The following is a 16,061-nucleotide window of genomic DNA, read 5'->3' as shown; positions in this document are numbered from 1 at the left end:
AGATGGAACCGACGACGCAAGAGAAGATCCTGATCGAGCAGCGCGTGACCAACGAAGGGCCAAGCATCGTCCTGGCCTACGTGCTGTGGTTCTTCCTCGGCGCTTTCTCCGCGCACCGATTTTATCTCGGGCGCACCGGCACCGCGATCCTTCAGATCCTCCTCAACTGCATCCTCATCGGATTCATCTGGGTCGTCCTCGACCTGTTCCTGATCCCCGGGATGGTGCGCGCGAAACAGGCCAGCCTCCGCGCCCGCCTGACGCGGGACCTCGGACCGTCCCTCCGCGCCGCCAGCGCGGCCCTGGCCCCGCCGGCCCGCATGTGAGCCTCGCCGCGGCTACTCGGCCTGGCGGCGGGTCACCAGGGTGCGGTTCGGCTCGACCTCGTCCTTGTCCTGGTAGAGCGGCACGATCACCCGCAGCCAGCCACGGGTCTCGCGGCCGCGGTAGTTGCGCTGGACCACGTCGCGGGTGAGGTAGGCCTGCAGGTTCACCGGCCCGAAATTGTACCCGACCAGGCCGCCCACCGCGATCTGCCCCTGCGGCCGGTAGCTGGACACGCCGGTCGGAAGATCGCTCGAGCCGAACGCGACCGCGCCGACCTGCCACTTGCCGAACTTCTTCGCCGCGGTCAGGTCGAGGTTCAGGTAGTCCGGGTAGAGGGCGCCGAAGGGCGAGCGCGTCTCGAGAAAGATCCCGTGGAGCAGGTTCGCCGTCAGGTTCCAGTCCTGGCCGGTGTAGCTCGCCGCGAAGCGGTGGGTCAGCGAGGCGGATTGGGTCAGGAAGCGCGTCTCGATCGGCAGGTAGCCGCCGAAAAAGTAGCTGACGCCGACATCGTGGCCGAGATCCCAGGCGAGCTGGGCGGCGAGCAGCGGCTGGCCGATGCCGCTCTGATAGGGCGCGCCCTGGAGCGTGGCGGCCACGACCGGTTGGGTGACGAAGAATTGCAGGCGCCCGCCCGCGATGTCCCAGGGCGTGGACCAGGCGAAGGTCGGCAGGTTGACGTTGGTCGAGGTGTCGCCCGGCCGCGCGCTGCGCGTACCGAAGCTCGACAGGTTCACGAAGTACAGCCCGACGGGGAGCTGCGCGCCCACCGGCAGGCCGATGGTCTGGCCGGGCTGGGCTGCGGACGCTGCATAGGCCGAGGTTGTGGGACCCGCAGCGTATAGGGCCAGTGCAGCCGACGCGATCCCGCGTAATCCCAGGCCAAATCCGGTCATGAGAACCCCGATCCAGAGCCCCGGACTTCGGAGCTGATCAGAGGAGGACGCTCCGTCGAAGCGACCTCATCCAGGTTCTACGGCCAAGCTGTGCGGAACGACACGCCCTCGACATCACGAGCGCGCCGGCCGGGACTAATCCGGCCGACGCCCTCCAGTCTGCGCGCCGCCGTTCAGCTGCGCGGAGTCGACAGGGCCCGGCCGGCGGGATTCCAGGCCAGCAGCCGCGCCTCGACCAGATCGACCTCGCGGACGAGCTGGCGCAGGACCACGTCGTCGATCGCCCGCGACCGGCGCAGGCGGTAGAGCGCCTGGCGCTCGGCCTCGATCCCGGCGAGCCGCAGACGCTTCTCAGCGATGGCCAGCTGCCGGGCGCGGCCGCCGCCTTCCCGGCCGTCACCGGTCGGAGCCTCCAGGCCCTCGTAACGGTCCATGGCCCGGGCGCTGGCCTCGACCGCGATGGAGGCGTCCTCCTGCTCCTCGACCAGGCGATGCTGCAGGGCCTCGATGGCCGTCACGGCGTCGTGGCGCGCGGCGGCGCGGGCGGAATCCTCCTCGGCGTCGTGGCTCGAATCGGCGGGCAGGCGCAGGCCCCGTAGCAGCGGCGGCAGGACCGTGCTGGCCAGCAGCAGCGAGGTCATGATCACCCCCATCGCCAGCAGGATCGCGAGATCCCGGGCCGGGAACGGCGTGCCATCCTTCAGGGTGAGCGGCAGGGTCAGGATGCCGGCCAGCGTGATCGCGCCCTTCACGCCCGCGAGCGTGGTGGCGGCCACGAGCCGCCAGGTCAGGCCCTCACGCCGCTCGCCCCGGCGATGGGCCTTGACCAGGACGAAGTGCAGCGAGACCCAGACCCAGGCGAAGCGGATCGCCATTAGGCCGGCCGTGATGGCCAGAACCCAGGCCACCAGCCAGCCCGCGCCCTGCACGTCGGCCTGCTTGACCGCGTGGCCGAGGACCTCGGGCAGCTGCTCGCCGAGCAGGACGAAGATCGACCCGTTGGCCGCCAGCGCCACCGTGTCCCACACGGCCGTGCGGCGGACCCGGGTGGTGCCGAGGCTGCGCCCCTGGATCTCGACATAGGTCATGGCGATGCCGGCCGCGACCGCGGCCAGGATGCCCGAGGCGTGGACGTGCTCGGCGGCGAGATACGCCCCGAACGGCGTGAGCAGGCTGAACAGGATCTGCAGGCCGGGATCCTCGCCGGTCCGCCGCCGCAGGAGGTCCTGCGCGCCCATGAGCACGAAGGTCGTGGCCGCGCCGATGCCGAGGCCGCCGAGCGCCAGCCAGACGAAGGTGGTCGCCGCCTCCGACAGCGAGAAGGTCCCGGTGAGGGCCGCCGCGATGGCGAAGCGCAGGCAGACCAAGCCGGTGGCGTCGTTGAGCAGCGCCTCGCCTTCGAGGATGTGCATCAGCCGCCGCGGCACCGGAGCCTGTGCGGCGACCGACGAGACCGCGATCGGGTCGGTCGGGGACAGGACGGCCGCGAGCGCGAAGGCGACCGCCAGCGGGATGCCCGGGATCATCGCGTGGATCAGCATGCCGATGCCCAGCACGGTCAGCGCCACGAGCCCCAGCGCCAGCGCCAGCACCGTCCGGCCGTTGCGGAACAGGTCGCGCTTCGGGATGCGCCAGCCGTCGAGGAACAGCAGCGGCGGCAGGAAGACGAGGAAGAAGATCTCGGGGTCGAGGGTCGTGCTCGGAAGAGGCCCCAGCGCCAGGGCCACGCCGATCACGATCTGGATCAGGGGCAGCGGCAGCGGGACCAGGCGGCCCAGGGCGCCGCTCACGAGCACCGACAGCAACAGGGCCAGGACGACGGTGACGCTTTCCATGCGTGTCTTTCAAACGAGGGGCCGCGGTCCCGTGAGGACAATGGACCGGGTGATGCGCGGGGGCCGGAAGCGGGCCTTGTAGCACCGGCCCTGCGGCGCGGTGCATCTCCGACTGATGGCGGACAGAACGGCCGCGAAGACCTGGGCTCCAGGTCAAGACGCGCGAAGGCCGGTTCAGGTCCTTCGGAGATCTCGTCGCGTCAACGGCGGACGTCGCGCGTATGAGGGTAGAAATCCAAGACCCTTATCGACTGGAAGCTGCATTCTTCCGCCGATCAGGCCCGGTGTTTTGACAGTCCCTGGACCGCATGCGACGGGCAAGCGATGTCGAGCGCCCCGATCCGCAACACCGCGCCGCCCCGCGTCCCGGACGGCACCTGCCTGTGCCGGGGCGCCGGCGGGCCGAAGGCGCGCGCCCAAATCCGGGTCGCAGCCATCCGATGAGCACGCCCGCCCCCGGCCCGTCCCTGCCGCAGGATATCCAGGCCGACCTGAGCGCCGTCGACGGCATCGCGGCGGTCCCGACCATGCTTAACGTGATCTGCCAGACCACCGGCATGGGCTTCGCAGCCGTCGCCCGGGTGACCGAGGACCGCTGGATCGCCTGCAGCGTCCGGGACGACATCGCCTTCGGCCTCAAGCCCGGCGACGAGCTGCAGATCGCGACCACCTTCTGCGACCAGATCCGGCGGAGCGCCGCGCCCGTGATCATCGACCATGTCGCCGAGGATCCCGCCTTCCAGCAGCATGCGATCCCGAAGCTGTACGGCTTCGAGAGCTACATCTCGGTGCCGATCACGCTGCCCGACGGCAGTTTCTTCGGCACGCTCTGCGCCATCGACCGCAAGCCGGCCCAGGTGAATAGGCCGAACATCGTCGGCATGTTCCGGATGTTCGCCGACCTCATCGGCTTCCATCTCGACGCGCACCGGCGCCTGGCGGCCGGCGAGGCGCTCCAGCGCAGCGAGGCCTTCGTCAAAGGCGTGCTGACGGCGAGCCCGGATTGCGTGAAGGTGCTCTCCACCGAAGGCCACGTCGAGTTCATGAACGCGCGCGGCCTGGAGCTGAACCAGATCGATTCGGTCCAGGATATCCTCGGGCAGGAATACGCCGCGCTCTGGCCGGAGGAGGAGCGCGCCAAGCTGCGCGACGCGGTCCGGCGGGCGAAGGCCGGCGAGGCGTCCCGGATCGAGGGCTTCGCCCCGACCAGCAAGGGCGAGCCGCGCTGGTGGGAGGTGAGCTTCGCGCCGTTCCTCCCCGAGGAGGGCGGCCTGCTCAAGCTGGTCGGCATCTCCCGCGACGTGACCGAGCGCTATCACGCCGAGCGCGCCCAGCGGGCGGCGGCGCAAGCCCTGCAGGATCTCAACGAAAGCCTGGAGAAGCAGGTCGCGGCGCGGACTGCCGAGCTGCGGCTGTCACGCGACATCCTCGAATCGAGCGCCACGCCGATCTGCGCCTTCGACACCGCGTATCGCCTGATCGCTTTCAACCGGGCGCACAGCGACGAATTCCACCGCATCTTCGCCCACCGGGTGGAGATCGGCGAGGTGTTCTACGACTTGTTCCCGCCGGACCAGGCCCCGATCATGCGCGGCTTCATGGCCCGCGCGCTCGACGGCGAGAGCTTCACGGTCACCCAGGAATTCGGCGATCCCGACCTCGCCAAGCCCTGCTGGGAGGTGTCCTATTCGCCCCTGCGCGACGAGAAGGGCGCGATCATCGGCGCGTTCCACTACGCCAAGGACATCTCCGAGCGCCTGCGCGCGGAGGCCGAGCTCGCCAACACGCAGGAGGCGCTGCGCCAATCGCAGAAGATGGAGGCGGTCGGCCAGCTCACCGGCGGCGTCGCGCACGACTTCAACAACCTGCTGACGATCATCCGCTCGTCCGTGGACTTCCTGCGCCGGCCCGAGCTGCCCGAGGAGCGCAAGCGCCGCTATCTCGACGCCGTGTCGGACACGGTCGACCGGGCCGCCAAGCTCACCGGCCAGCTCCTCGCCTTCGCGCGCCGGCAGGCGCTCAAGCCGGAGGTGTTCGAGGTGGGCGAGCGCCTGCGCAGCGTGTCCGAGATGGTCGACACCGTCACCGGCGCGCGCATCCGCCTGGTGGTCGAGACCCCGGGCGAACCCTGTTTCGTGAAGGCCGATCTGAGCCAGTTCGAGACGGCGCTGATCAACATGGCCGTGAATGCCCGCGACGCCATGGCGGGGGAAGGCACGCTCACTCTGCGCCTCGTCCGGGAGAGCAAGCTGCCGCAGATCCGCGGCCATGCCGGGACGCACACCGCCTTCGCGGCCGTGTCGCTCAGCGATACCGGCACCGGGATCCGGCCCGATCAACTCGGCCGGATCTTCGAGCCGTTCTTCACCACCAAGGAGGTGGGCAAGGGGACCGGCCTGGGCCTCAGCCAGGTGTTCGGCTTCGCCAAGCAATCCGGCGGCGACGTGGACGTGGAGACGCAGCTCGGCCACGGCACGACGTTCACGCTCTACCTGCCCGAGATCACGGTCGAGTCGGATGACCGGACGCTCGGCGCGGCGCCCGCCGAGATCAACTCCCCCATCGGGGCGGGCCAGAGCGTGCTGGTGGTCGAGGACAACCTCGAGGTCGGCCGGTTCGCCACGCAGATCCTCGAGGATCTGGGCTACCGGACGACCTGGGCGGTCAATGCCGAGGACGCGCTCGAGAAGCTGGGGCCCAACGGCAACGGATTCGATGTCGTGTTCTCGGACGTGGTCATGCCGGGCATGGGCGGCATCGCCCTGGCGAAACGCCTGCGCGAACGGCTGCCCGGCCTGCCGGTGCTGCTCGCCTCCGGGTACAGCCACGTCCTGGCGCAGGACGGGACGGAGGGCTTCGAGCTGCTGCACAAGCCGTACTCGGCCGAGCAGCTCGGGCGCATTCTCCGCCAGCTGACCGCCAACCGGCCGCCCGCTAGCCTCCCGCCCCGACCGGCAGGCTGAAGTCGGCCCGGTAGCTCTTGCCCTCGACGGGGTTCGACACCCACCGGCAGCGGCCGACCCGGAGGTCGTGCCCGGCGTGGAAATGGCCCGAGATCCACAGATCCGGGCGCTCGGCATCGGGCAGGTCGTCCAGCGCGGTGCTGGCGTAGAAGGCCGGCACCCACCACGGCACGCCGGGCTCGTCCCGGTAGCGGTCCGCCGCCAGGGGGCTCGCCGGGTGATGGGTGACCACCACGGTCGGGCCGTCATGGCGCATGCGGAGCGCCTCGTGCAGCGCCTCGCGCTCGGCCGCATGCGCCGCCATGGCGTCCGCGGGCTGCCACGCCGCGCCGTCGGGTTTGCGGATCGATCCGAGATATTCGCGCGAGCCCGTGACCGGGTCGGTCATGCGCGCGGCGGCATAGGCCACCGGATCCTCCGGCCGATCCGGCGTGTCCGCGGCGAGCCAGCGCCCGGCCAGCCGCCAGTCGCTCCACAGGGTCGTGCCGACGAAGCGCACGCCGTCGATCACGCAGGCCTGCGCGCCCTGAAGCAGGTGGATGCGGGCGCCCAGTTGATTCACCCGGGCGACTTCTGCCTCAAGGGCCGCCAGCAGCTCCGGGGCAGTGCGCGGGTCGCCCGTCGGGGCGTAGCGCTCGTGGTTGCCCGGCACCAGTACGATCGGCTTGCCCTGCGCCAGGTGGACCAGGGCCGCGAGCCCCCGCTCGGGATGCCCCTCGTAGAGGTCCCCCGGGCAGGCGAGGACGTCGAACGGCGCCGTGGGCAGGGCGATCAGGTCGAGCCGCCGCCGCTCCAGATGCAGGTCCGAGATCGGGAAGATGCGCATCGACATGCCTATTGTGCGGCCCGGCGCTCGGCCGCGGCGGCCCGGAAGATGTCGGCGGCGGAATCGGCGTTGAGGATCGCGATGCCGGCCGCCGCGACGAGATCCGGCCAGGGGCTGGGATGGAGGGCGGTGACCAGGCCGGCCGCGATGATCGCCAGGTTGGCGTAGGCGTCGTTGCGGGCCGAGAGATAGGCCGCCCGGGTCAGGCTCCCGGAGCCGGACCGGTGCCGGGCGAGCATCAGCGCGCAGGTGAGGTTCACCGCCAGCGCCCCGAGGCCGGTCAACGTCAGGGGCAGCGCCGCCGGGGGCACGAAGTCGGCAAACTTCTCATAGGCGGCGTAGGCCGTGGCCAGGGCCGGCACGAGCAGGATGAACGCCATGGCGGTGCCGAGCCGCGCCCGGTTGCGCGCGCTCCAGGACAGCCCGGCGAAGATCAGCAGGTTGATCGCCGCGTCTTCGAGGAAATCGAGGCTGTCGGCGATCAGCGCCACGGAGCCGATGGCGAGGGCCACCGCGATCTCGATGCCGAAATAGCCGAGGTTGAGCGCCGCCACGCGGGCGACGACCGGGCGCAGGGCGGGCGGCTCGGGACGGGCGGCTGGGTCAGCGGTCACGGGGCGCGTCATCGCCGAGTGCGGCGCGCCTGTCGAGCCGCTGTTGAGAAAACCCTGTCCGCGCCTCAAGAAAGTTCAAGGATCTTGCGCCTTTGTCCGGGTGGATTCGGCGGCGCGATCGTGCGACGCGGTCTTGTTGAGCCGGCCGCGCCAGAGCTGCGACCGGCCGGAACCGGAGGTCTGCCGAGCCATGCTGCCCGAATTGCGCGTGCTCTATTTCGAGGATCTCGAGGTCGGGTTGTCGGAAACCCTCTCGAAGACGATCGCCTCCTCCGACGTGGTCGGATTCGCCGAGATCACCGGCGACCGCAACCCGATCCACCTGTCCGAGCACTTCGCCGCGCGCACGCCGTTCGGCACGCGCATCGCCCACGGCCTGTACACGGCCGGGCTGATCTCGGCGGTGCTCGGCACACGCCTGCCGGGCCCGGGGGCGGTCTATATCTCGCAGACCCTCAACTTCCGCGCGCCGGTGCGGATCGGCGACATCGTCGACGTCACCGTCACGGTGGCCGAGCTGATGCCGGAGCGCCGCCGGGCCCGCCTCGCCTGCCGCTGCTCCGTGGCCGGGGAGACCGTCCTCGACGGCGAGGCGCTGGTGAAGGTGCCGACCAAGGCCGAGGCCGACCCGCTGGCGGTCCGCACCGAGCGCCAGCAGAGCTGAGATGGACCACGGCGAGGAGACGGTCGCCGCGGAACCGATCGCGGATCCCGACGACCCGCGCCTCGAACCCTATACCCGGATGCGCGAGCGCGACCTCGTCGGCCGCACCCGGCGCTTCATCGCCGAGGGTGAGGTCACCCTGCGGCTGCTGCTCGGCCCGCGGGCCCGGTTCCGGGCGGAATCGATCCTGCTCGCCCCGGAGCGCTGGCCGGGCCTCGCCCCGGACGTGGCCGCCTGCCGGGACAAGCCGCCAGTCTATCTGGCCGACAAGGCGGTGATGAGCGCCGTCACCGGCTTCCCGATCCATCGCGGCGTCCTGGCGGTGGGCCGGCGCGGGCCGGAGCCCGACCCCGCCGCCCTCGTGCCGCCCGCCCCGGCGCCCGCCCTGGTGCTCGGCCTCGCGGGCCTGACCAACCACGACAATGTCGGCGCCGCCTTCCGCAACGCGGCGGCTTTCGGGGCCGATGCGGTGCTCCTCGACGCCACCAGCTGCGATCCGCTCTACCGCAAGAGCATCCGGGTCTCGGCCGGCGCCGCGCTGATCCAGCCCTTCGCCCGGCTCGCCCCCGGGCAGGACTGGCTGACGCTGGCCCGGACGCTCGACCTCGAAGCTCTGGCGCTGAGCCCCGGGGCGGCCGAATCGCTCGACGCTCTCGCCACACCCAAGCGGGTGCTGCTCATCCTCGGGACCGAGGGGCCGGGGCTCGACGCGGCCACGCTCGGCCAGGCCCGCCCGGTGCGGATCCCGATGGCGCCGGGCTTCGACTCGCTCAACGTCGCCACCGCGGCGGGGATCGCCCTGCAGGCGATCGCCCGCGGCCAGGGACGGCTCGCAACCGTCGGTTAAGGTCATCCCTTTTCGTCCGCTGCCGAACGCGCGACAAAGGGCTGCAATTGCCCTGGGGCGTTGCGAGCCTAGCTTGGCCGGTAGGGTTCGGGGGTTGCGAGGGGAGTCGGCGGCGTTGCTTCAGTCTGGGGATGGTTTGCGAGCGCTGACCGGACGCCGGGTGGCCGTGGTCGGCGCCGGTCCCGGCGGCCTGGCCTCGGCCCTGCTCCTGGCGCGCGCCGGGATCCACGTGACGTTGTTCGAGAAGGACGCGCAAGTCGGCGGCCGCACCAAGACCGTGACCGCGCCGGGCGGCTACAAGTTCGATATCGGCCCGACCTTCTTCCTCTACCCGCAGATCCTCGCGGACATCTTCACGAGCTGCGGCGAGCGGCTCGAGGACCACGTCAAGCTCGAGCGGCTCGACCCGCAATACCACCTGGTGTTCGAGGGCGAGGACGGGATCACCGGCACGATCCGCGCCACCGGCGACATCGCCCGGATGGAGGAGGAGATCGCCCGCCTGGCGCCCGACGACGCCAAGAACGTCAAGACCTTCTTCACCGAGAACCGGACGAAGCTCGACTACTTCAAGCCGATCCTGCAGCAGGCCTTCCACACCCTGCGCAGCATGGCGAGCCCGGCGATGCTGGCCGCCCTGCCCCATCTGCATCCCGGCCGCAGCGTCGACCGCGACCTGAAGCGCTACTTCGCCGATCCGCGGGTGCGCCTCGCCTTCTCGTTCCAGACCAAATACCTCGGCATGTCGCCGTTCCGGTGCCCGAGCCTGTTCACGATCCTGTCGTTCCTCGAATACGAGCACGGGGTCTATCACCCGGTCGGCGGCTGCGGCGCGGTCTCCGAGGCGATGGCGGGCCTGGCTGGCCGTATGGGCGTCGACATCCGGCTGAACGCGAATGTCGAGCGTGTCGTGTTCGACGGCAAGCGCGCCAGCGGCGTCGTGGTGGACGGTGAGACCTTCAACGCCGACGCGGTGCTGATCAACGGCGACTTCGCCAAGGTCGTGCGCGCCCTGGTGCCGGAGCGGAACCGCCCGCGCTGGCGCGACGCCAAGATCCACAAGGCCCGGCTCTCCTGCTCCACCTTCATGCTGTATCTCGGCATCGAGGGGAAAGTGCCCGACACCCTGGGGCACCACACGATCCTCCTGGCCGACGGCTACGAGCGCAACATCCGGGAGATCACCGAGGGGACGCTGCCGATGCAGCCCTCCCTCTACGTCCAGCATGCCGGCTATACCGACGGTGGCATGGCGCCGGCCGGGCACACCGCCCTCTACGTCCTGGTGCCGGTGCCGAACCTCAAGGCCGGGATCGACTGGGCGGCGACCCGCGAGAGCTACCGCGCCCTGATCCTGGAGCGGCTGAAGCGGCTGGGCCTCGAGGACATCGAATCCCGCATCCGCTACGAGCGGATCATCGACCCAACCCAATGGGAAGAGGATTTCGCGGTCCACGAGGGCGCTACCTTCAACCTCGCCCACGACCTGATGCAGATGCTGTATTTCCGGCCGCACAACCGCTTCGGGCCGGGGCTCTACATCGTCGGCGGCGGAACCCATCCGGGCTCCGGCCTGCCGGTGATCTACGAGGGCGCCCGCATCTCCGCCCGGCTGCTGATCGAGGAACTGGCCGGCGCCCGCGCCGCGTCCCAGGCCGGTATCCCCGACACCGCGCCGCTGGCGACCTCCGGCGAGGCCTCGTGATCGGCGCGCCGGGCCGGCTGGCGCTGATCGCCGGCCTTGGCGTTTTCGCCCTGCTGTCCGGCTCGGGCGCGATGGCCGCGACCCTGAAGGTGGAGGTCGACGGGATCGAGCCCGGCGGCGGCCCGGTCCGGGTGGCCCTGTGCCAGGGCGGCCTGTCCGAACCGTTCTGCACCCGCGGCGACGAGGCGCCGGCCTCCGGGGGCCGGGCGTCCTTCACCTTCCAAGACGTGGCACCGGGCGCCTATGCGGTGGCGGCCTTCCAGGATGCCAACGGCAACGGCCGCCTCGACCGCACCGGGCTCGGCCTGCCGCTCGAACCCTACGGCTTCTCCGGCGCCGTCGCGCGAAGGGGCCGGCCGGACTTCTCCGACGCGGCCTTCGCGCTGCAGGAGCCCGGCGCCGCCGTGCGGGTGCGGCTCGCCCGCGCCCTGCCGCGGCGGTGACGGGGTGGAGGATCCCCTCGTCAGGATCGCGGGTGTCGGCCTGGACCTGCGCGGGCGGCGGGTGCTGGAGCAGGTCGATCTCGACCTCGACGCGGCCGAGACCCTGGCGCTACTCGGCCCGAACGGGGCCGGCAAGTCTTCGCTGATGCGCCTGGTGGCGGGCCGCCTCGCCCCCAGCGCCGGGACCGTGCGGGTGGCCGGCGCCGACCCGTTCCGAGAGGGCCGCGCCCGCCGGAGCATTGGCTGGGTCCCCCAGGAGATCGCCCTCTACCCCCGCCTCACGGTCGCCGAGAATCTCGGCGTCTTCGGCCAGCTCGCGGGCGTGCCCCGGCGCGACCGGCGCGCGGCCGTCGCGGCCGCCCTGGAGATGGCCGACATCGCCGACGTGGCGCAGCGCCCGGTGGGGGACCTGTCCGGCGGCTACCGGCGCCGGGTCAACATCGCGGCGAGCCTGATGAACCGGCCGCGCCTCGTCCTGCTCGACGAGCCGACCAGCGGCGTCGACCTCGCCGCCCGGGCGGCGATCCACGCGGTTCTGGACCGGCTCAAGGCCGCGGGCACCGCGATCCTGATCGCCACCCATGATTTCGCCGAGGCCGAGCGCCTCGCCTCGCGGGTCGCGTTCCTGGCGCAGGGCCGGATCGTGCGCGAAGGGCGCCTCGCCGACCTGCTCGCGCAGCTGCGGGTCGGCGCGCCGGAGCGGGAGCTGAGCCTCGCCCTGCCGGCGGACGCGGCCGCGGAGGCGGTGCTGCGCCGCGGCGGCTTCGTGCCGGCCGAGCCGGACGGCCTGGTCTGGCGCTCGGTCGAGCGCTCCGGCCTCGACGGTGCGGCCTTGCTCGGGGCGCTGCGGGCCCAGGGCGTGCCGGTGGCCGAGGTGCGGGTCCGCGCTCCGCGGCTCGAGGCCCTGTATCTCGACGCGATCCGGCCCAGGGAGGTCGCGGATCGCGGAGCTTCCGAGCCGCGCCGGGCTGGGGCCGCCGGATGATCGGCGCCGCGTTCCGGGTGATGGCTCTGAGCCTCCTGCGCGACCGCGCCGCCCTGGTGATGGCCTTCGTGCTGCCCACCGTGATCTTCGTCATCTTCGCGGCGATCTTCTCCGGGGCGACCGGCGACCGGATCCGCATCCATCTCGGGCTCGCCGACTTCGCCCGGACGGCGGCCACCCAGCGCCTCGCCGACGCCCTGGTGGCCGACCCGTCCCTGCGGGTCACCCGCCTGCCGGCGACCGACCTGGCGGATGTGACCCAGGCGGTCCGCGCCGGCGCGGTCGACGTGGCGCTGGTGCTCCGGGGCGACCTGATCGCCGCCCCGGCGGACGCCCCGCCCGGACCGGTCGACCAGCCGGTGGTGCTGGTCGAGAACCCCGCCAAGGCGCTCGCCACGCCGATCGCCCTCGGCCAGCTCCAGCGCGTGCTGAACGAGGCTCTGCCCGACGTGGTGCTCTCGCGCATCGTCGCGGATGTCGAGCGCACCGGCAAGATCGGTCCGGACGAGCGGCGCTTCCTCGACGAGGCGTTTGCCGAGCAGCGGGCCAAGAAGGAGCCGTTCAGCTTCGCCGCGCTGGTCGAGCGCCAGAGCACCGCCGCCGGCACCGCCAACGCCCGGGTGAGCTACTACGCCGGCGCGATCACCGCGGTCTTCCTGCTGTTTGCCGCCATGCAGGGGGCGCTCTCGCTGGTCGAGGAGCGGGAGACCGGCATCGCCGAGCGCCTGATGGCCGGCCCCGGCGGCCTGCCGGTGGTGGTGCTCGGCAAGTTCGGCTTTCTGACTCTCCAGGGCATGGTCCAGGCCGGGCTCATCTTCCTGGCCGCCGCGCTGCTCTACGGCGTCGAAATCGGGCCGCACTGGCCGGCCTTCCTCGCCGCCTGCCTGCTGGTCTCAGCCATGGCCGCGGGCCTCGCGCTCGCCGCCTGCGCGCTGGCCGCATCCCGCCAGCAGGCCCACCTCGCCTCGACCTTCGGGGTGCTGCTGCTCTCCGCGGTCGGCGGCTCGATGGTGCCGCGCTTCCTGATGCCACCCTGGCTGCAGCAGGCCGGCTGGCTCACGCCCAACGCCTGGGCGATCGAGGCCTATCAGAACGCCCTGGGCGAGGGCTTCGGGTCCGCCGCGCCGGCCTTCGCGGTGATGGGCGTGCTGACCTTGAGCGGGCTCGGCCTGGCGCTCGGCCTGGTGGCCCGGCGGACCGCCTGATCGGCCGACGCCGCGACGATCCGCGCCGCGCCTGCGACCAGCCGTACCCGGACACGGCCCGGCCGATCGGGCAGGGTCCGCGCTCCTGCATTGTGAGACCCCTATGCTCCGCCTGCTCATCGCCGACGGCAACGATCGGGCGGCCCGCGACCGGCATGTCGCAGCGACGGGCCGGACCTCGGCCGAATCCTACGCCGTCGTGGTCCACGACCTCGCCGCCGAGACCGCCTGCCGCTTCCTCAACCCGGCCGATGCCGACGCGGCCCTGCCGCAGGACCTGTCGGATTTCGACGGGCTGATCTTCACCGGATCGACCCTGAAGGTCTCCGAGGCGACGCCGGCGGTGACCCGCCAGCTCGACCTGATGCGGAGTGCCCTGGAGGCGGGGCTCGCGGTGTTCGGGTCCTGCTGGGGTGTTCAGGTCGCCGCCACCGTGGCCGGCGGGCACGCGGCCGAGAACCCGCGGGGGCCGGAATACGGCTTCGCCCGGGCGATCACCCCGACCCAGGAAGGCCGGACCCATCCGCTGCTGGCCGGCCGCCCAGCGGTCTGGGACGCGCCGGCGATCCATTCGGACGCGGTGCTGGAGCCGCCGCCGGGGGCGCGGGTCCTGGCGGGCAACCGGGTGCTGGGCGTCCAGGCCATCGAGATCCGGCACGGGGCCGGCTGGTTCTGGGGCACGCAGTACCACCCGGAACTCGACCTCGAGGAGGTCGGCGCGATGCTGCGCCTCTGCGATACGGCGATCGTCGAGGCCGGCCTCGCAACGGATCCGAACGCGGTGGCGGCCTATGCCGACGAGATCGCAAGCCTCCAGGGCGACGATCCCGAGGCGGCGCGCCGCCTCGCCTGGCGCCACGGCCTCGGCCCGGAAGTGCTCGAGGCGCCCCTGCGCCGCCGGGAGATCGGTAACTTCCTGGCGCAACTGTCCACAGACAGGGCCTGAACGGCCGGTGCCGCGACCGGGTGGCGCGTTGACCCGCGGGGCCTCGCGTCTAGCTTCGAGATGCGGGCAACGCTGTGACGGGCCCGGGGAGCGACCTATCAGGATGAGCCAGGATTCGACGGTCGCCGTGATCGGCAGCGGGCTCGGCGGACTCGCGGCCGCGTGCGTGGCCGCGGCGCGCGGCCACCGCGTCACGGTCTACGACAAGAACGGCTGGCTCGGCGGCAAGGCGGCGGTGCTGCACGAGGGCGGCTTCCGCTTCGACATGGGCCCGACCATCCTGACGGTGCCGCGGGTGCTGGAGCGGATCTTCTCCGAGGCCGGCCGCTCGGTCCACGACTACATGGACCTGCGCCGTCTCGACCCGCAATGGCGCTGCTTCTTCGACGACGGCTCCCACATCGACCTGATGCAGGACATCGAGCGGATGGCCGGCGACATGGATCGCTTCGCCCCCGGCAGCGGCGACGGCTACAAGAAATTTCTCTCGATCTCCGAGCACCTGCACGGCGTCTCGGAAAAGTTCTTTTTCTGGAAGCCGGTCGAGGACCTGTTCGACACGATCAACATCCGGGCGAACATGAACCCGGGCACCCTGCGCGACGTACTGTCCCTGCGCATGCACGCCTCGGTGGCCTCGACCATCCGCGGAAAGGTCAAGGATGCGCGCCTCGCGCAGATGCTCGACCACTTCGTGCAATATGTCGGCTCCTCGCCCTACGGCGCGCCGGCCGTGCTCTGCGCCATCGCCCACATGCAGACGGCCGACGGCGTCTGGTACCCGATGGGCGGCACCCGCGCGGTGGCCGAGGGCCTGGCGAAGCTCGCCCAGGAACTCGGCGCCACCTGCAAGACCGACACCGAGGTGACCGGGATCGAGACCGCCAACGGTGCGGTCCGGGGCGTGCGCACCGCCGAGGGCGTGACGCCCTTCGACGCCGTGATCTCCAACATGGATTCGGTCCGCACCTATCGCGAGCTCGTCGGCGGCGCCGCCGGCAAGGCCTACGAGAAGAAGAACCCCGAGCCGGCCTGCTCCGGCGTGGTGCTCTATCTCGGCCTGAACAAGCGCTACGAGCACCTGAACCACCACGACTTCGTCTTCTCCCGGGATCCCGAGGAGGAGTTCGACTACATCTACAACAAGGGCGAGCCGGCCCCGGACCCGACCGCCTATCTGGCAGCCCCCTCCTCCACCGACCCGAGCGTGGCCCCCGAGGGCGGCGAGGCGCTCTACGTCCTGGTGCACACGCCGTATCTGCGCCCGCACCATGACTGGCGCCCGGACGGCCCCCTGTTCCAGAACTACCGCCGGACCATCCTGGACAAGCTCAAGCGCACCGCCGGCATGCCCGACCTAGAGGAGCGCATCGTCGTCGAGCGCCATCTGACCCCGCAGGACATCCACGAGCGCTATCGGGTGCTCAACGGCGCGATCTACGGCTTGGCCTCGCACGGCCGGGTGATGGGCGCGTTCAAGCCCGGCAACCGCTCGCGTCAGGTGCGCGGCCTCTACCTCGCCGGCGGCGCCGCCCATCCCGGCCCCGGCATGCCGATGGTCATGATGTCCGGCTGGATCGCCGCCGACGCGCACGATCAGGACGCGCGCGGAACGCTGCGCGCCTCGGCGTGACACCTGCACCGCCATCCCCTCCCCCCTCTGCGGGGGAGGGTGGCCCGCGCGTCAGCGAGGGTCGCAAGAGGGGCAGTGCGACGGTACGGGATGAGGCGATCGTCGCGACTTTTCCGGACGCGTCGCTCCCCTCTCCCGACCCGCTTCGCGGGCCACCCTCCCCCGCAGAGGGGGG

Annotated in this window: 14 protein-coding genes; 10 read left to right on the top strand and 4 right to left on the bottom strand. The window is 71.6% G+C overall.

Annotation, left to right across the window (positions count from 1 at the left end):
* The first annotated feature begins 2 nt into the window (after positions 1–2).
* Positions 3–326 carry a TM2 domain-containing protein gene (locus WYO_RS27745; RefSeq protein WP_007569040.1) on the top strand — a complete coding sequence of 108 codons (324 nt, stop codon included), beginning with the start codon at positions 3–5 and terminating at the stop codon, positions 324–326.
* A gap of 12 nt (positions 327–338) precedes the next feature.
* On the opposite strand, the gene WYO_RS27740 is transcribed toward WYO_RS27745, so the two are convergent.
* Both WYO_RS27740 and WYO_RS27735 read right to left on the bottom strand, forming a co-directional pair.
* The gene (locus WYO_RS27740; protein WP_007569039.1) at positions 339–1,220 is read right to left on the bottom strand and encodes a transporter; all 882 of its coding nucleotides are present in this window, start codon (positions 1,218–1,220) and stop codon (positions 339–341) included.
* A 173-nt stretch (positions 1,221–1,393) separates the two neighbouring features.
* Positions 1,394–3,055, bottom strand: coding sequence for a Na+/H+ antiporter (locus tag WYO_RS27735; RefSeq protein ID WP_007569036.1), 1,662 nt, complete (start codon positions 3,053–3,055; stop codon positions 1,394–1,396).
* Positions 3,056–3,495: 440 nt separating this feature from the next.
* On the opposite strand from WYO_RS27735, the gene WYO_RS27730 reads away from it, so the two are divergent.
* Positions 3,496–6,018 carry a PAS domain-containing protein gene (locus WYO_RS27730; protein ID WP_007569034.1) on the top strand — a complete coding sequence of 841 codons (2,523 nt, stop codon included), beginning with the start codon at positions 3,496–3,498 and terminating at the stop codon, positions 6,016–6,018.
* Here WYO_RS27730 and WYO_RS27725 read toward each other — a convergent pair.
* Both WYO_RS27725 and WYO_RS27720 read right to left on the bottom strand, forming a co-directional pair.
* Entirely contained in the window at positions 5,990–6,844 is an 855-nt protein-coding gene (locus WYO_RS27725; RefSeq protein WP_007569032.1) for a metallophosphoesterase, read from the bottom strand. The two genes, WYO_RS27730 and WYO_RS27725, sit on opposite strands and share 29 nt — an antisense overlap.
* A gap of 8 nt (positions 6,845–6,852) precedes the next feature.
* Positions 6,853–7,470 carry a cation transporter gene (locus tag WYO_RS27720; RefSeq protein ID WP_007569030.1) on the bottom strand — a complete coding sequence of 206 codons (618 nt, stop codon included), beginning with the start codon at positions 7,468–7,470 and terminating at the stop codon, positions 6,853–6,855.
* A 178-nt stretch (positions 7,471–7,648) separates the two neighbouring features.
* Here WYO_RS27720 and croR point away from each other — a divergent pair, with 178 nt between their 5' ends.
* The 8 genes from croR to crtI (WYO_RS27680) all read left to right on the top strand — a co-directional run bounded on the left by croR (position 7,649) and on the right by crtI (WYO_RS27680) (position 15,886).
* Positions 7,649–8,122: a 3-hydroxybutyryl-CoA dehydratase gene (croR, locus tag WYO_RS27715; RefSeq protein WP_007569029.1), complete on the top strand. Its 474-nt coding sequence runs from the start codon at positions 7,649–7,651 to the stop codon at positions 8,120–8,122.
* A 1-nt stretch (position 8,123) separates the two neighbouring features.
* Complete coding sequence (locus WYO_RS27710; protein ID WP_007569027.1) at positions 8,124–8,969, top strand: RNA methyltransferase; 846 nt, start codon at positions 8,124–8,126, stop codon at positions 8,967–8,969.
* Between the two features lie 115 nt (positions 8,970–9,084).
* Positions 9,085–10,674, top strand: coding sequence for a phytoene desaturase family protein (gene crtI, locus WYO_RS27705; RefSeq protein ID WP_007569026.1), 1,590 nt, complete (start codon positions 9,085–9,087; stop codon positions 10,672–10,674).
* A gap of 71 nt (positions 10,675–10,745) precedes the next feature.
* On the top strand, positions 10,746–11,117 hold the full coding sequence (locus tag WYO_RS27700) for a DUF2141 domain-containing protein (RefSeq protein WP_047170968.1): 372 nt from the start codon (positions 10,746–10,748) through the stop codon (positions 11,115–11,117).
* A 4-nt stretch (positions 11,118–11,121) separates the two neighbouring features.
* Positions 11,122–12,102, top strand: coding sequence for an ABC transporter ATP-binding protein (locus WYO_RS27695; RefSeq protein ID WP_007569022.1), 981 nt, complete (start codon positions 11,122–11,124; stop codon positions 12,100–12,102).
* The gene (locus tag WYO_RS27690; protein ID WP_007569020.1) at positions 12,099–13,307 is read left to right on the top strand and encodes an ABC transporter permease; all 1,209 of its coding nucleotides are present in this window, start codon (positions 12,099–12,101) and stop codon (positions 13,305–13,307) included. Before WYO_RS27695 ends, WYO_RS27690 begins: the two co-directional genes overlap by 4 nt.
* Positions 13,308–13,410: 103 nt before the next feature.
* Complete coding sequence (locus WYO_RS27685; protein WP_007569018.1) at positions 13,411–14,253, top strand: type 1 glutamine amidotransferase; 843 nt, start codon at positions 13,411–13,413, stop codon at positions 14,251–14,253.
* A 103-nt stretch (positions 14,254–14,356) separates the two neighbouring features.
* Entirely contained in the window at positions 14,357–15,886 is a 1,530-nt protein-coding gene (gene crtI, locus WYO_RS27680) for a phytoene desaturase family protein (protein ID WP_007569016.1), read from the top strand.
* Positions 15,887–16,061 lie beyond the last annotated feature (175 nt).

It is taken from the genome of Methylobacterium sp. GXF4, assembly GCF_000272495.1.
GTDB lineage: Bacteria > Pseudomonadota > Alphaproteobacteria > Rhizobiales > Beijerinckiaceae > Methylobacterium > Methylobacterium brachiatum.
The sequence above is the reverse complement of the archived record's forward strand: the minus strand, read 5'-3'. Positions and strand labels throughout refer to the sequence as shown.

What these genes read in the sequence shown, in the direction of transcription:
- WYO_RS27745 (WP_007569040.1), top strand. Translation starts at nt 3, where the DNA reads ATGGAACCGACGACGCAAGAGAAGATCCTGATCGAGCAGCGCGTGACC.
- WYO_RS27740 (WP_007569039.1), bottom strand. Translation starts at nt 1,220, where the DNA reads ATGACCGGATTTGGCCTGGGATTACGCGGGATCGCGTCGGCTGCACTG.
- WYO_RS27735 (WP_007569036.1), bottom strand. Translation starts at nt 3,055, where the DNA reads ATGGAAAGCGTCACCGTCGTCCTGGCCCTGTTGCTGTCGGTGCTCGTG.
- WYO_RS27730 (WP_007569034.1), top strand. Translation starts at nt 3,496, where the DNA reads ATGAGCACGCCCGCCCCCGGCCCGTCCCTGCCGCAGGATATCCAGGCC.
- WYO_RS27725 (WP_007569032.1), bottom strand. Translation starts at nt 6,844, where the DNA reads ATGCGCATCTTCCCGATCTCGGACCTGCATCTGGAGCGGCGGCGGCTC.
- WYO_RS27720 (WP_007569030.1), bottom strand. Translation starts at nt 7,470, where the DNA reads ATGACGCGCCCCGTGACCGCTGACCCAGCCGCCCGTCCCGAGCCGCCC.
- croR (WP_007569029.1), top strand. Translation starts at nt 7,649, where the DNA reads ATGCTGCCCGAATTGCGCGTGCTCTATTTCGAGGATCTCGAGGTCGGG.
- WYO_RS27710 (WP_007569027.1), top strand. Translation starts at nt 8,124, where the DNA reads ATGGACCACGGCGAGGAGACGGTCGCCGCGGAACCGATCGCGGATCCC.
- WYO_RS27700 (WP_047170968.1), top strand. Translation starts at nt 10,746, where the DNA reads ATGGCCGCGACCCTGAAGGTGGAGGTCGACGGGATCGAGCCCGGCGGC.
- WYO_RS27690 (WP_007569020.1), top strand. Translation starts at nt 12,099, where the DNA reads ATGATCGGCGCCGCGTTCCGGGTGATGGCTCTGAGCCTCCTGCGCGAC.
- WYO_RS27685 (WP_007569018.1), top strand. Translation starts at nt 13,411, where the DNA reads ATGCTCCGCCTGCTCATCGCCGACGGCAACGATCGGGCGGCCCGCGAC.
- crtI (WP_007569016.1), top strand. Translation starts at nt 14,357, where the DNA reads ATGAGCCAGGATTCGACGGTCGCCGTGATCGGCAGCGGGCTCGGCGGA.